12 protein-coding genes are annotated in these 15,809 nt (G+C 40.8%); 3 read left to right on the forward strand and 9 right to left on the reverse strand.

What is annotated here, in order from left to right:
• Nucleotides 1-6: 6 nt before the first annotated feature.
• From R3E32_17310 to R3E32_17345, 8 genes are all read right to left on the reverse strand, one after another.
• Complete coding sequence (locus tag R3E32_17310; GenBank protein MEZ4886499.1) at nt 7-1,098, reverse strand: BatD family protein; 1,092 nt, start codon at nt 1,096-1,098, stop codon at nt 7-9.
• Between the two features lie 55 nt (nt 1,099-1,153).
• Nucleotides 1,154-2,542, reverse strand: a complete 1,389-nt coding sequence (rodA, locus tag R3E32_17315) for a rod shape-determining protein RodA (GenBank protein MEZ4886500.1) — start codon at nt 2,540-2,542, stop codon at nt 1,154-1,156.
• Nucleotides 2,539-4,380 (reverse strand): penicillin-binding protein 2, encoded by a 1,842-nt coding sequence (gene mrdA, locus R3E32_17320; GenBank protein ID MEZ4886501.1) that lies wholly within the window; start codon nt 4,378-4,380, stop codon nt 2,539-2,541. Before mrdA ends, rodA begins: the two co-directional genes overlap by 4 nt.
• Before the next feature lie 52 nt (nt 4,381-4,432).
• Nucleotides 4,433-4,942, reverse strand: a complete 510-nt coding sequence (locus R3E32_17325) for a rod shape-determining protein MreD (GenBank protein MEZ4886502.1) — start codon at nt 4,940-4,942, stop codon at nt 4,433-4,435.
• Complete coding sequence (mreC, locus tag R3E32_17330) at nt 4,935-5,879, reverse strand: rod shape-determining protein MreC (GenBank protein MEZ4886503.1); 945 nt, start codon at nt 5,877-5,879, stop codon at nt 4,935-4,937. Before mreC ends, R3E32_17325 begins: the two co-directional genes overlap by 8 nt.
• Before the next feature lie 103 nt (nt 5,880-5,982).
• Nucleotides 5,983-7,014: a rod shape-determining protein gene (locus tag R3E32_17335; protein MEZ4886504.1), complete on the reverse strand. Its 1,032-nt coding sequence runs from the start codon at nt 7,012-7,014 to the stop codon at nt 5,983-5,985.
• 281 nt (nt 7,015-7,295) lie between these two features.
• Nucleotides 7,296-7,463, reverse strand: coding sequence for a DUF6435 family protein (locus tag R3E32_17340; protein MEZ4886505.1), 168 nt, complete (start codon nt 7,461-7,463; stop codon nt 7,296-7,298).
• A gap of 93 nt (nt 7,464-7,556) precedes the next feature.
• Nucleotides 7,557-7,745 (reverse strand): hypothetical protein, encoded by a 189-nt coding sequence (locus R3E32_17345; GenBank protein ID MEZ4886506.1) that lies wholly within the window; start codon nt 7,743-7,745, stop codon nt 7,557-7,559.
• Nucleotides 7,746-8,466: 721 nt separating this feature from the next.
• On the opposite strand from R3E32_17345, the gene R3E32_17350 reads away from it, so the two are divergent.
• Entirely contained in the window at nt 8,467-10,491 is a 2,025-nt protein-coding gene (locus R3E32_17350; GenBank protein MEZ4886507.1) for a carboxy terminal-processing peptidase, read from the forward strand.
• A gap of 92 nt (nt 10,492-10,583) precedes the next feature.
• On the opposite strand, the gene hemW is transcribed toward R3E32_17350, so the two are convergent.
• Nucleotides 10,584-11,723 (reverse strand): radical SAM family heme chaperone HemW, encoded by a 1,140-nt coding sequence (hemW, locus tag R3E32_17355; protein ID MEZ4886508.1) that lies wholly within the window; start codon nt 11,721-11,723, stop codon nt 10,584-10,586.
• Nucleotides 11,724-11,948: 225 nt separating this feature from the next.
• Between hemW and R3E32_17360 the strand changes: the two genes are divergently transcribed.
• Both R3E32_17360 and R3E32_17365 read left to right on the forward strand, forming a co-directional pair.
• Complete coding sequence (locus R3E32_17360) at nt 11,949-13,811, forward strand: BamA/TamA family outer membrane protein (protein MEZ4886509.1); 1,863 nt, start codon at nt 11,949-11,951, stop codon at nt 13,809-13,811.
• A 491-nt stretch (nt 13,812-14,302) separates the two neighbouring features.
• Nucleotides 14,303-15,757 (forward strand): 6-phosphofructokinase, encoded by a 1,455-nt coding sequence (locus tag R3E32_17365; protein ID MEZ4886510.1) that lies wholly within the window; start codon nt 14,303-14,305, stop codon nt 15,755-15,757.
• Nucleotides 15,758-15,809: the final 52 nt, after the last annotated feature.

Below are 15,809 nucleotides of genomic sequence, written 5' to 3' on the forward strand. Positions count from 1 at the left end.
ACACTTTCAATTTTGATTTTTATTGGCAACAGCCGCTTCTTCTTCCGTCACTGCAATGGTTTTCTTGGTGATACGTACGACTTCTTTTGCATCTGTCAAATATTGAGCGTGTTTTTCAATACTGGGTTTTGCTTTTGCGAACTTCACCAAATCCGCTGTTTGCAGCATTTCCTTCAATTTTTTCCAAAGTTCTGTATCAAAATCCTTTTGCTGCAAATCTTGCAATATTTCCTCAGTAGTAGACTCCAAAGCCAAAATAGAATAACGTCCTTCAAGGTATTCTCGGACAATATTGGTCAATTCGCTATAATATTTTTTCACCTCACCTTGTTGCCAGTATTTAGCATCTTCCAAGCCTCGAAGTTTTTCGATGGCGATTTCGTGGGCAGGTCTTGGAGGCGGAATGTAGGCTGTTGCAGTTGCTAATTTTTGTTTGCGTTTTCGCCACCAATAAAACAAACCTCCTAAAATCAACAACAAAACCAGTCCCATCAATACATAAGGCACCGCATCTTGCCAAGTGAAAGGCATTTCTTTGATGTCTTTGATGTCACGAATTTCTGCACCTGCTACTGCTGCGCTATCCTGTGGGTTTGGTGTAGGCAGTGCATTTTCGAGAGGTGATTTCACAAAGAAAGTAAGTGCCTCCGTAGTTACCTTTGAATTACTGTTTTTTTGGACATTCTTGTAGTAAAAGCTAAGAGCAGGAATTACATATTGACCTGTATCCCAAGCCTGTACCATAATAACCTGTAATTTCCGAATCAAGCCATTTTCTAGTCGAGTGCTATCAATATCAGCTATTTCTGCTATCTCTACTTGCTCATTGTCCAGCTTCAATAGTGGAAATTGTACATCTACTTCAGAAGCATATTCTGCCACCAATTGAAGTTTAACCTGTTCACCGACCTCTATTTCGTAGCGGTCAAGACTTGCGGTTATTTTTGGAGTTTGCGCCGATATTGCATTGGAGAAACATAGAATGCATATTACAGCTAAAGGTAAGTATTTCAAATAATTATAAGAATTGAAGTATGCAATCAACTTGCTAACCCAGTCCCAGCCCCTCCCAAGAGGGGAGTTTACGACTTGTTCCATAGTTTCAATTTCTTCATTTTTAATATAAACGGTAGAGATGCGAAAATACAGTTTTTTACCTCAAATACATCAATCTTTCGGAGTCCAATTTGATTAGGACAAACAATAAGAGGGTAAAACCAATTAGCGAGGAACCTCCATAGCTGATAAAAGGCAGAGGTATCCCAATGACAGGTACCAAGCCGAGGGTCATGCCGATATTAACCAGAAAATGGAAGAACACAATGGATGCAACCCCATAAGCATACACTCTCGTCAGTTTCGATTTTTGCCGTTCTGCAATGGCAATCAAGCGTAAGAGCAAGAAGATGAACAAACCAATCAGCACCACACTGCCCATAAAACCAAACTCTTCGCCAATGGTACAAAAAATGAAGTCGGTACTTAGTTCAGGTACAAATTTACCTTTGTTTTGTGTTCCCTGCAAAAAACCCTTGCCCCACAAACCACCTGATCCAATGGCGATTTTGGACTGATTGAGGTTGTAGCCCACTCCTCGGTTGTCTTCAATAGTTCCCAATATAACACCAATACGATTTTGCTGGTGCGGCTTCAAAAAATTGTTGAAGGCATAATCTACTCCTTTCACATAAATTGAGCAGCAAAACAGAAATGTTACCATGATGTAAACCAACCGTTTGGTAGCCATTGAAATCAATAAAAATACAATCAGTCCAACAAATAGCAGAATCAGGAACAACTGTGACTCTACATAATAAGCTGCGGCAAAGAGCAAGGAAACAGGAATAATGTAGCGAAGGAGTATTGAAATGTTAAAGCCTCTTTGGTAAATAAGTCCCACAAACAATAAGATGGCCAAAGCCCCTGCCACTACTTCAAAAGGTTGTAATAAACTGAGAATGAATAATATTATTGCCAAAACGCCTAAAAGTAAGTAACCTCCCGATAGCCCTTCTCTATACATCACCAAGACCAATGAAGCATATACTACGGCTGAACCTGCATCTCCTTGCAGTAAAATCAACAACACAGGGGCCAATAAAATCGCCCAAGCATTCATTTGTTGTTGTTTGTCTTTCAGGCTAATATTCAATGTACTTAAATATTTGGCGAGTGCAAGACAAGTAGCAAACTTGGCAATTTCGGAGGGCTGAAAGTTGAAGAATCCAAGTTTGAACCAAGAACGAGAACCTGATATTTCGGAACCTAAAAACAGCACTAATAGCAAGAGAAACAGCGAAAAGGCATAGATAAAATAGGCAAAAGCGGTATAAAATCGGGTATCCAATATTTGAATGACCAATGCCAAAATCAAACAGACTGCAATGGCTAAAAATTGCCGTCCATATCGCTGCTCCAAAGAGAACATACTGCTGTGGTCGGGATTGTAGTCAGCGGTATAGATGGCCAACCAACCGATGCCTACTAACAGCAAGTAATTGATAACCAACAACCAATCTATGCTTGTTTTTTTTGTACTCACTTTGCAGCTATTTTTGGAGGATTCAACAAATCGGCTTCCAACATTTTAGTTTCCAACCATTTGCGTTTTTCACCAATTTCTCTATTGAGATATTTTTCAATTAGCAAACTCGCAATCGGTGCGCCATAGCGTGCGCCAAAGCCCGCATTTTCGACCACAACTGCAATGGCAATTTTGGGATTGTCTTTTGGCGCAAAAGCGATAAACAGGGAGTGATCTGCGCCATGTGGATTTTCAGCTGTTCCTGTTTTCCCACAAATGTCTAAACCTTCCACATTGGCAATCGTTGCCGTACCTGCCAAAACCACTTTGTGCATTCCATCTACAACGGTTTCAAAATGGCGTTCAGCAATGGCAATATTTTGTCTTTTTAAATAAATACTACTCGTATCAGATTGAGGCGGACGTACTACGTGTGGATAATAATAGTATCCATGATTGGCTATTGCAGCCGTAGAGTTGGCCATTTGTAGAGGTGTAACCCCCAATTCTCCTTGTCCAATTCCCAAAGAAATAATCGTACTTGCTCGCCAACGGTTTTTGCCATACATTCTATTGTAGAGTGATGTGTCGGGTGCAAATCCTTTATGGGCATGGGGCAAATCAAGGGGTAAAGTAGTTCCCATACCAAATTGATGTAAATAATCGTCCCATTTGGTCAAACCAACTGCTACATTTTCAAATTGATCTGCTTCAATGAATAATTTGAAGAGGTGGCAAAAATAAGCATTGCAGGAGTGCTGAACTGCTGAGGATACGCTGCCACACGAAGCATGGTAGTGACATCCTACGGTCAACCTTCCCAAATGATAACCCCCATTGCAGCCATAGTAAAAATTGGGGTAAATGACTTCTTCTTGTAGGGCCAACAAACCCATCAGTGGTTTGAAGGTTGAACCTGGCGGATAATGCGCCATCAATGCTCTGTTAAACAAAGGTTTGAGCGTGTCGGCTTGCAGCATTTTCATTCCAATGCCTCTAGCCCTTCCTACGAGCATGTTTGGATTGTAGGTAGGACTGCTTACCATCGTCAAAATTTCACCCGTTGCAGGTTCAATCGCTACTACGCTTCCTTTTTTGTTGGCCATCAATTGTTCGGCGTAATTCTGCAATTCGATGTCCAGCGAAAGTGTCACTCTTTCGCCTGCTTCTGCATCTGCAATGTCGCCACCATCGTAGGTGTCAATTTCTCGATTCAGCACATCTACCACCATGTATTTTTTGCCTCGTTTGCCACGAAGCCATTTTTCATAGGTAAACTCAATGCCGCTGATGCCTGTATAGTCACCCAGTTTGTAGTATTCAGAGGTATCAATTTGGCGCTGATTGACTTCTCCGATATAGCCCAAAATGTGTGCGGCGCTTTGATGAGGATAATGCCGAACGGTACGCACTTGTGGATAAAATCCTGGAAATTGATACAGATATTCTTGCAGTTTGGCATACACATCGTAGGGAATCTGCTTGAACAATACTTGGGGTTTGTAGTGCGAATAACCTTTTGATTTTTTGAGTGCTTGCACACTTTTATCAAATTCTACTTGGGTAATATCCAGTAAATGACACAGTTTTAGGGTATCTAAATTATTGTTTCTTGCTTCTTTGGGGATGACCACCAAATCATAAACTGCTTCGTTGTTGACAACCAATTGTCCGAAACGGTCGAAAATGAGGCCACGAGCAGGATAAATGGTTACTTCTCTGACCGAATTTTGCATGGCTTTGGCTTCGTATGTATTGTCCAATACCTGAATGAAGAATAGCCTTGCCAACAAAATAATGGCGGTTATGATGAAAATTAGCTGGATGATATGTTTGCGTATGCTGACGGCTTCCATTTTTTTATGCTTGAATTACTCTTACTTTGACTGTAGAATGGTTTGTGGTGATTTAACGCTTGGGATAGAATAAATATTGGTACAAAATAATGATTATTAGCGACATTATTGTACTGGCTATGACCTTCGTTAAGGTATAAAAAAAGAAGGCGAAGCTATAAGATTCGAGGAAGAAAAAGAATAAGTGGTGAATGGTGATACATACACCTGCATAAAAAACAAACCAATTGAAGCCTAAACTGGCAATGCTGGGTTGGTGAAAACTTTCGTAGCCACTGATGGGTTTGTCGAGTAGCAATACTGTAGGTCTTAAATAGGCTATCAATACACTTGCAGCGGCATGGAGTCCGGGGGTATTGGTGAAGAAGTCAACCGAAATCCCCATGGCAAAACCTAGAAACAGGAGCAACCATTTTGGCGTTTCAAAGGGTAACAATAAGATGAACAATGGATAGATGTATGGATTGATGATTCCATGCAGCTCCACTTGGTTCAGTATCAATGTTTGAAACAACAACAAACCAACGAATCGAATAATATTTGCTGTTATTGTTCTACTCATTCTGCGTTTCTTCTTCTAGTGCTTTTTTTTCTGCTTTCCTAATATAATCTACCACATACACATATTGGATGCTATTGAAGTTGGTCGACAATGCCACATCTATTTTATAAAAGTTACTTCCTTGATCCGAACGTGGCTCATCTACTACAATTCCAATCAACACATTTTGTGGAAAAAAACTGGAGTAACCACTCGTAAGAATCGTATCTCCTTTTTGTACATGAACGTGTTTAGGAACATCATTGAGTACAGCCCTATCTGGGCGAGTTCCTTCCCATCGCAAAGATCCTACAAAATTATTACGTTTGATTTTGGCACTTACCCGCATACTTCGGTGCAGCACAGAAATGATGGTAGCAAAGTTTTCGGAAACATCTTTCACTACACCGACTACACCATTCAGCCCGATTACCCCCATTTCCATTGCCACACCGTCTTTGCTTCCTTTGTTGATGGTCAAAAAGTTGTTGGCTCTATTGGTAGAATTGTTGATAACCTTTGCTCCAATAAAATGAAAAATGGAATCTGCAATAATTTGCTGTTCTCCATTTCCTTGATTGTTGTTGGCTGTTGCACCTACGGCAGAAGGATCGCTAATGGAAGTACTTGTCAAAGTATCTACCAAAGTAGTATCTGTACCAAAAGTAAAATTATCGTCTTGCAACTCTTCGTCTAAAGCACTTTTTGCAGCTTCCGCCTCAGCCATTAAACGGGCATTTTCCGCCATCAAGCTGTCATTGACCTGCTTCAAATCCATATATTCGCTCCACTCATTCACCTCATTGTATAGAAAGGCTACAGTAGATTGTGACGAATTTATAAAACTTGCTCTTTGGAAATGATTGTGTTGGACAATAAGTGCGAAGCTCACTATTTCTAAACCTAAAAACAGTAAGAAAGCATGGTATTTAAAAATGAAAGATATGAGGTTTCGCATCTACCGTAAGTAAAATTTCAAATCGAATCAACAAATTCAATAACTGCCTACACATTGCAGCTCTACAAGTTGAATTTGAACTTGATTTTTGAATTTGAATTTTTTATTTGTTCATCAAAAAAGGATATTTCGCCACATTCTTCAATGCCGCACCCGTACCCCTTACCACCGCACGCAATGGATCTTCGGCTACTTGCACAGTAAGCTTGGTTTTTGCCGCAATCCGAATATCCAAACCACGCAACAATGCCCCACCTCCTGTGAGATAAATACCTGTTCGGTAAATATCCGCCGCCAATTCAGGAGGAGTAATTTCCAGTGCTTTCAATACAGCTTCCTCAATCTTAGAAATTGACTTGTCTAAGCAGTGAGCAATTTCGGAGTAGTTAACCGTCACCTGTTTGGGAATTCCCGTCATCAAGTCACGCCCATTAACCGCATAATCTTCTGGCGGATTTTCCAATTCGGTTAATGCGGAACCCACATTTATTTTGATATTTTCGGCAGTTCGTTCACCAATCAAAAGGTTGTGTTCACGACGAAGATAGTCCATAATGTCTGCCGTAAACTCATCACCTGCGACCCGTATAGATTGATCGCAAACAATACCCATCAGAGCAATTACTGCAATTTCAGTTGTGCCACCACCTATGTCAATAATCATATTGCCAACAGGTTCGCTCACGTCAATACCAATTCCCAATGCAGCAGCCATCGGTTCATGCACCAAATAACGCTCTTTTGCACCTGCTGCTTCGGCAGAATTGAATACTGCTTTCTTTTCGACTTGGGTGATACCCGATGGAATACAAATTACCATTTTGTATTGAGGAGTGTACCAACGTTTTTTATCGTAGAGCATTTTTATCATCTCACGAATCATTGCTTCTGCCGCTTCAAAGTCAGCAATTACCCCATCTTTTAAAGGTCGAATTGTTTTGATGTTTTCGTGGGTTTTTTCGTGCATCTGCATCGCACGATGTCCCACAGCAATGACCTTTCCCGTAGTACGGTCTATCGCCACAATCGAAGGTTCATCCACAACTACCTTATCCTTATAAATAATTAAGGTATTGGCAGTTCCTAAATCTATAGCTATCTCGTGTGTTAAATCGAGGAAATCAAACAGGCCCATGTTTTACAGAAAATTGAAGGATTGGTTTAGAATAATTTATCTTAGTAGAAAAGTTAGATGAGCGTAGTAAACATAAACTTACTAGTCAAACATTGAAAGCTTACATTCAATTGACATCTAAAGATAGAATTATTCAGGGAATAACTTACACTAAAATAATCAATAAAAAATTAAAATCCATTTGGAAAATATTTTTTTATTGATTATCATCGTATTACAAAAGAAAAATCAACAATGGTATAAGGTGAGGAGGGAGAATTATTCTCTTTTTTAATCAAAATTCAGCGTGACAATTCTTCAATTTTTACGGCAATTTTTTCTGCTTCTTCATACACCAATGCTGCCTTAACAACATCGCCACTTCGTTGAATATCCCGTGCTTTTTCCATCAATTGCAGGTATTCCTTTTGCAGTTTTTTAACAGGGTCTTTTTTAAAAAATCCAAACATAAGATTCGTTCATTTTGTAACTCTAAGTGAAGGTTATAGTACTCGCAATAACAAAATGCCCCTACCTGTGTTCAGTTTTTTCTTCAATTAATGTCAATATATTTCCTCCAAGGGATCAGTACAATTTTCTATCACTTCAAATACAACCGCTTCTTCTTCCAAAGGTGACACCTCATCCTCCAAATAATTGAATTTTGGACAGTCACATTTTTTGAATATAGAACAACTACTCATTCCAATTGTAAACAACCCTATTGTCATTATCAGAACTATACGTTTCATATTTACTTGCTTTTTGATCGTTTATGAAAAAATCATTGTTTTGCTGGGTAAACTCAGGACACTCCTCGCAGCGAGATTTTTTACCTCCCGTACAACTCGTCAGACCCAACACTCCTATTAACGTCAAAAACAAAAAAAATCTTTTACCGTTCATCATGCTTTTGGTATTCGATTGAAAAATAAAATTATTTCCTGCAAAAGTACAAGTTTATAATAGGACATTCACTTTTGCTGTTTTACTATACGATTTATCTTAGGTTTTAGTACCGTACTCACCCAAAAAACACATTCAGCCTAAAAAAATTCCCTTTCGCTCTTTTTGTTTTTCCCACACCCACTTACCACTGTATATTTGTAGCAGAAGAAAACACCTAATATAACTCTATAACCAACTAATTCTTGAAAAAACAGAAAATGCCCAAAACCCCCTATTTTTAACCTAAATAACCCTAAGTCAAAACTATTTAGAAGATATAAGAAAAGCCATCTAAACCCTTAATTTGTGTAGTTTCCCTAAACCTACATGTTTATTAAAGCAGTTCAGTTTCAGTTCAGAATAAAAATGCCTCGCAAATCTTTGTGGGGCTTTTTTATGCCCTTCAATAACCATATTCTCCATCTGTATTTATTTTTTAACATTTTTTATTACACATTCATTCTGATAAGTAATAACTTATACAGTACCTTGAAGTCTTTTGTAAAACTTACCAAATCTAACAGAATGAAGTCTATATTTTTGCTCTGTCTATTCACTGCAATCACCTGTTGTTGTCAATTCACGCTACAACAAGACAAAGAAGCTCCTTTGTTTTTAGCGCAGGTCGTAAAGGCTGTACAAGAACAACATTTGCAGCCCAAGGTAATAGACGATGTTTTGTCCAAAGAACTATACGATTTCTACTTACAACAAATAGACCCGAACAAGGAGTTTTTGACCCAAAAAGACATCCGTTCATTGCAGCAATATGAGAATCAAATTGACGAAGAATTGTCACATAGTACCTTCCATTTTTTCAATCAAACATTGAAGCAACTGCAAAAAGGCATTCAAAAGGCGGAAAAATACAGTCAAAACGCATTGGAAAAAGACTTGAATTTTAGCTCCAATGAACAATTCGAATCCAATCCCGACAAGCTGGATTATGCAGCTAACAATCAAGCATTGAAGGAAAGATGGAGCAAAAAAGTCAAGTATATCGTACTACAAGAATTGTGGTCAATAGAGAATGCCTCTCATAGAGCCTCTTTTGAAGAACAAAAACAACACGCCATCAGTCACGCTAAACGATTGTTGGCCATCAAGTTCCAAAAGTTGAAAGCTATCAGCAAACAAGAACGATTGGAGGAATACACAAACGCCTATTTGAAAATAAACGATGTCCAAACCGAATATTTGTCCAGAGCCCAAAAGGAAAAATGGAACGAAGATTTCACCCGAACTCTCGTAGGCATTGGCGCACAGATTGAAATCATCAACGAATATCCGCACATCACCGAACTCATCATTGGTGGGCCTGCTTGGAAAAGTCGGCAAGTCGAAAAAGGCGATGTGATTTTGAAGATTGGCGAAGATAATCAGCCTGCAATAGACGTTTTGGGTAAGTCCATCGAAGAAGTAATCTCCTTACTGAGAGGTGAAAAAAGCTCAATGGTTCATTTGACACTTAGAAAAACAAATGTGGTAGTAGAAGAAATCGCACTTGTGCGAGACCAAATAGACTTAGATCCTACCCTGTGTTTTTTGCTGGAAGACACGCTTCAAAATCGAAAAATTGGCTACATCAGATTGCCCCGATTTTATGGTGGTAATGAGGGATGTGCAGCACACGTTTTGGCACAATTGGAACTACTGAAAGCAAACGGAGTGAAAGGTCTTGTTTTGGATGTGCGGAACAACAAGGGCGGCAGCGCAAGGGAAGCAATCTCAATCATGGGCTATTTTTTGGAGAGCGGCCCCGTCATGCAAGCGAAATATCGGGATGGAACGCACCGAGTTTTTGAAGATACAGATGGTGAGGTACAGTACAACGGTAAATTACTTGTGCTGACCAACGCCCAAAGTGGATCGGCATCAGAGCTTTTGGCGGGAACGATGCAAGACTATAGTAGGGCGGTCATTGTGGGAGGTCGAGCCACTTTTGGAAAAGGCACCATTCAGCGTTTTGTGGATGTGGAAACCGTGGACGGAGAAGACACACTACATTTGGGAGAAATCAAAATGACCATCGGCAAATTTTACACCGCAAGCGGTCGTTCTCCTCAATACGAAGGCATTCACCCTGACATCGTTTTGCCCGACAACGATGCCTTTGTCGAATCAGGTGAAAGGGTCTATAAATATGCTTTTCCTCCTGCCAACCTCGAAATAACAAAGGTGCATCAATCCGTCACCTCTTCTCCAAATTTGGAATCCCTCAAATCCTTACATCTCCAAAGACTTACCCTAAACCAACGCTTTCAATCGGCTACTCAAAAGGCACAACAAATTAAAGACCTACAAGACAATACGCTGGTGGACTTGAACTATGAAAACTTCAAACTCCAACAAGAAAAAACAGCAAACTACTCTAAATACAGCAACGAAACATTCGGTCAAATCGAAGGCTTCAAAGTTATCCCCTTACTCCCTTCTACGCTTGCCCAGGATTCTGCTTCTATCCTTCGAAATCAACGCTGGATAGAAACGCTGCAACGAGATCCGTATGTGTATGAGTGTTTTTGGATGGTGAATGATTTGTTGGGCTAATTCGCTCTAACTGTTACCAAAATTTCGGTTCCAAGCGAAAACATTGGCGGCGATTGAAGGTGATTATCATTGACAGAACATCGGATTAATTGTTAGTCCAGAGCACAATCAAACAAGGCACTAATAATCCCATCGGCCAAAAATTTCCCTTGATTCGTCAAAACCAAAAAATCACCTTTTTGCTGCAATAGGCTCTGCTTCAAAAACGGTTGGATTTCCTTCAATAAATGGCAGTACAGAACCTCCCCAAATTCCCGCCTCACCTTCTCCAAATCACAGCCCCAAATCGTCCGCAAAGAAGTCATCAAATATTCGTTGAAGCGTTCCGAAATACTCAAAACCTCCACCTCTTTCGGCACAGTTCCTTCTGCAATCGCTTTTATATACTGCTGATTGTGCGCCACATTCCATTGACGGGTCAACCGACCATCAAACGAATGAGCCGCAGGGCCTAAGCCTATATAAGGCTTCCCCATCCAATAACTGCTGTTGTGTTTCGACTCCCAACCCACTTTCCCAAAATTGGAAATTTCGTAGTGTGAAAACCCAGCCTGTGTGAGCGTTTCTACCAATACTTCAAACTGTTGTGCCGCCTGTTCTTCGTCCACATCCGCCGCCTTGCCCGTTGCCACAAAATGCGCCAAAGCTGTTTTTGGCTCAACCGTCAAGCAATAAGCCGAAATATGTGGCACACCAAAATCAATCGCTTTTTGAAGATTTTGCTCCCATTTTTCGTGCGAAGTCGTTGGCGCACCATAAATGAGGTCAATCGTCAAATTGTCAAAACCCGCATCTTGCGCCAATCGGATGCAAGTTTCTGCCTGCTCCACATTGTGCGCCCGATTCATAAACGCCAAATCTTCCGCATCAAAAGATTGAATACCAATGCTAAAACGGTTCACAGGCGTTTGTTTCAATGCCTCAATTTTGGCGGGTAAAAGGTCATCGGGATTCGCTTCAAGGGTGATTTCGGCATCCGCTTCAATGTGGTAAAATCGGTTCAATTGCTCAAAAATCTGTTGAATTTCGTCTGCCGACAAAAGCGAAGGCGTTCCCCCTCCAAAATAAACCGTTTCGATTTTTGGGGTCGGCAAATAGTCCTTTCGCAGTTCTATCTCCTGCAACAAGGCAGCAATCAATTCGTTTTTGTACTTTAGGGAAGTCGAAAAATGAAAATTGCAGTAATGACAGGCTTGTTTGCAAAACGGAATATGAATATAAATTCCAGACATAAATGGGAGGATTATTTTTTGAGAGGATTTGAAGATAAGCCTTTTCGATTCCTCAAAAATTTCTTTTCAAATCTCAATAAAATTAACAATTTTGGGGTTTTTATTCTCATAAGCATAAAGGTCATTGCTAACTCCATTAGGAGTAAACTATTTGTAGAAAAAACCCTTAAAGTAAAGTCCACAGCTCCATTAGGAGTTGAACCAACATCAAATTTATCTACAATATTGAGTTTGAGCTCCCATGGAGTTCTGAAATTTCTTTTCACACGTTGCTACAAATATTCAAGTCCTAATAGAGTCGTTAAATATGTCAAGACATTCGTTATCAGCCTTTTACTCAACATTCCTTTATCCGCCCAAACCCATACGCTCCGAATCATTCCAACAGATACCGACACCACAAAGTTAGCCTTAATTCTGAACGATTACGATTTCCCCAAACAATTCCCCAACAACATTGAAGCCCAAAAAATACTCCCCAACATCCTCAACCAACTTCAAAACCGTGGCTACATTGCCGCCTCTTTTGACAGCCTTCAAAGCGATTCCCTTCAAACCCTTGCCTACCTACATCTCGGCAATCCCTATCATTGGCTGCAATTGCGGAATGGAAATGTTGAGGCGAAAGCATTGGCACAAATTGGTTTTCGGGAGCGGCTGTTCAATAACAGTCAAAACGTTCAGATAGAAGGAATCAAAGCATTGAAGGAAAGGCTGCTGCAATATGCAGAAAACAATGGTTATCCCTTTGCAGCGGTGCAATTGCAAAATGTGGTAATTGGAGAAAATGGAGGCGTGAGTGCCGAATTGTGGATAGAAAAGAATGATTTGGTGTTGATAGACAGCATTTTGACCACCTCCAATGTGAGTATCAGTGAGCGGTATCTGCAAAATTATCTGGGCATCAAATCGGGGCAAGCTTACGATGAATCTGCCCTCCAAAAAACGAGCATCCGCATCAACGAACTCCCTTTTTTGGAGGAAGTCTATGCGCCGCGGGTGACTTTTGTGCGGGACAAAGCCAAAGTGACCCTGTTTTTGAAGAACAAAAAGGCGAGTCAGTTGAATTTGTTGTTGGGAGTCATTCCGAGGCGTACGCCCCAAACGGGTTTTGAAGTGACGGGTGAGGGCAAAATCAATTTGCAGAATACGCTCGGACAGGGCGAAGTCATTGAAGCCGATTTTAGGAGCTATCCCAACAGTGCAACCGAATTGAAGCTGCACACTTTGTACCCTTATTTGCCCTTAGTGCCATTGGGTATTGACGGGCGTTTTGAGTTGTATCGAAAAGACACGCTTTTTCAGGATGTCAAAAGCATCTTGGCGGTGCAGTATTTGTTTGAAGGCAACAACTATTTGAAGGCATTTTTGGAGAACACAAGTTCCAACCTTTTGTCGGTCAATGAATCACAAATCATCAATCGCCAAAAATTGCCAAATACCCTTGATGTGCGCCGCAACCTCTACGGTTTGGAATACAATTGGGAACGGCTCGACTACCGCCTCAATCCCCGAAAGGGCATTTTTCTACACCTCAAAGGCGCAGTCGGCAACAAACGGGTCAAGGAAAACAATGCCATTCTCGAAATTGCAGATGCTCAACCCAATCTCGACCTCGACTTCAAAGCCCAATACGATGCTTTGAATGCAAATCCCTTGCGCTACCAACTGCAATATGAAATTGGTAAATACTGGCAATTGGGCGAAAGGCTGACCTTCAAAAACAGCTTGACAGGTGGTATTCAATCCAAACGTGATACTCTTCAAAATGAACTCTTTAGAATCGGCGGCAACAAACTTCTGAGGGGCTTTGATGAACAATCCATTTTGTCGGTTGCCTACCACGTTCTCAGCCTCGAACTCCGCTTGCTCACCTCTCAAAATGCCTATTTGTTCACCTTTTGGGATGGGGCTTTGGTGCAGAATGAGGGCAGACCGACGGATGTTCCTTTTGGTTTTGGGGCGGGGGTGACTTTCCAAACAGGTGCGGGGGTGTTTGGGCTGACCTATGCTTTGGGGCGTGAGCAGGGAAATGCGGTGAATTTGAGGGCGGGGAAGGTACATTTTGGGTATGTGAATTATTTTTGAGGGGAAAGAGGCTTGAGCAGAGAGAAAACCGAAGTTTTGAAAACTTGTGCTGGCTGTTTGAGGGGATACAAAAAATTCCCAACTCTTGCTCGTTTACAACGAGTACGAACTACTTAGGCGTTTATAAGGCCACAATCATTTTGAACAAGTGACTAACTATCAATCTTTAAGCCATTGGGAACGAAATAAATTGTTAAGCAATCGTTGCAAACGAGTGCAAGTAAGAGTTGAAGGTCGAAATGATTTTGGTTAATTGGTCTTTGGAAAGAATTGGGAGTAGTGAGGGAGTATTTTTTGGCTTGGACATCTGTGAGGTGGTTTTTATTTCTTATTTTTGTTTGCAATATACTAATTACAGAACATTCCCAAAAAGTTCCACAAATAAAAGATTTACTTTGAAGTAAGCAAAAAAAATCAGTTCTTTAGGTAACAATTGAAGAAAACAAACTACAAACGAATGCTTCATTCACCAGTTAAATGAATTTTCAACTATGAAAAACAGCAGTGTTCACAGAGAAGACATTCACATAGACGGTAAACCATTGGTCATCGAAAGAGACATCTTGAAGGCCTTTGCAGAAAGAAAAGAAGCCTTTCCATCTGTGGTAAAACGCCTCAAAAAATCCGAAGGAAAGGAATATTATCACAATCCCAGAAGTGAGAAAGCCATTGGTTTTTATCGAAATAATGAATCGCAAATATTGGCAACGGCTGATTACAAAATCTTGAAATCATTTCAAGATGCGGGCTTACCTATTCCCGTTTTTTTGGAAGCAGGACCGCGTGAAATGTTGCACCACTCTCCCTCCGAAATCAATGTGGCAATTGTGACCACAGGCGGTTTGGCCCCTGGCCTCAATGCGGTGGTTCACGCCATTGTGAAGCGTCACTGCAAAACCTATGGCATGAGTATGCAGGGCAATATTTGGGGCATTCGGGACGGATTCAAGGGTTTGCTAAATATTCCTGGCCACAAAATGGTATTGAACGATGATATCACCAGTGAATGGCTCAATGCAGGAGGCTCAAAGTTGGGCTGTGTGCGGTATGCCCACAAAGAAGGAATGGCCGATTTGGTCGAAAAAATCAGCGACAACTTGGAAAGCAACCGTATTCGTATTTTGTATGTTATTGGAGGGGATGGCTCTCAGGAGGTTGCTCACGCAATTGCTCACTCCAATAAAAAAGTCAGCGTCATTGGTTTACCCAAAACAATGGACAATGATGTGCTTTGGGCCAATCCTTCTTTTGGCTTCAATACGGCGGTAGGAAAGGCCAGTCACATCATTGAAGACCTACATACCGAAGCAAAATCTACCCGCCGAATTGGTATCATTCAGTTTTTTGGAGCAGAATCGGGCTTTGTAGCGGCTTTTGCTTCTTTAGCCAATGGACAGGTCAATACGGCTTTGATACCAGAGGCATTTGCGCCTTTATCAGGCAAAGCATTGCAGAAGTATTGGGATGATATCATCGAAGATCTTCGCTTCAAAGTGACCGATCGTTCTCCAGAAGATCACGCCTTGATTGTTGTTGCAGAAGGTGTGGCAAAGGTTTTGGAAGACAAAAAGTTCGAAATCTTAGGAGAAAGAGTTGATTCCAAAAAAGGGAATTTTATTGAGTTGTTTCAAAAGGAAATTAACTTAAAAATCAAAAATTCTCAAAGTGAACAGATGAGTGTGTTCACCAACGAACCTCGACACAATATCCGTTCTGTTCCACCAGATGCGTTTGACCAGATTCACTGTGAATTATTGGGCTCTATGGCGGTTGACGCAGCACTAGCTGGTTTTACGGACTGTATGCCTTCAAAGTGGCTCGATCAGTATGTACTCGTTCCTTTGGAGTTGGTGATTGGGCATCAAAAAGGAATTGATGTGAAGGGATTGCTGTGGAAAACATTGGTTAACAGTATTGCTCAGCCACATCCTATTGATGTAGAGTAAAGGTTCATCGAAAATTTTGGAGAGAGGAAACTTTTGAAGTTTATATTTGAAA

The sequence above is a fragment of the Chitinophagales bacterium genome, from assembly GCA_041392475.1.
Lineage (GTDB): Bacteria > Bacteroidota > Bacteroidia > Chitinophagales > UBA2359 > JAUHXA01.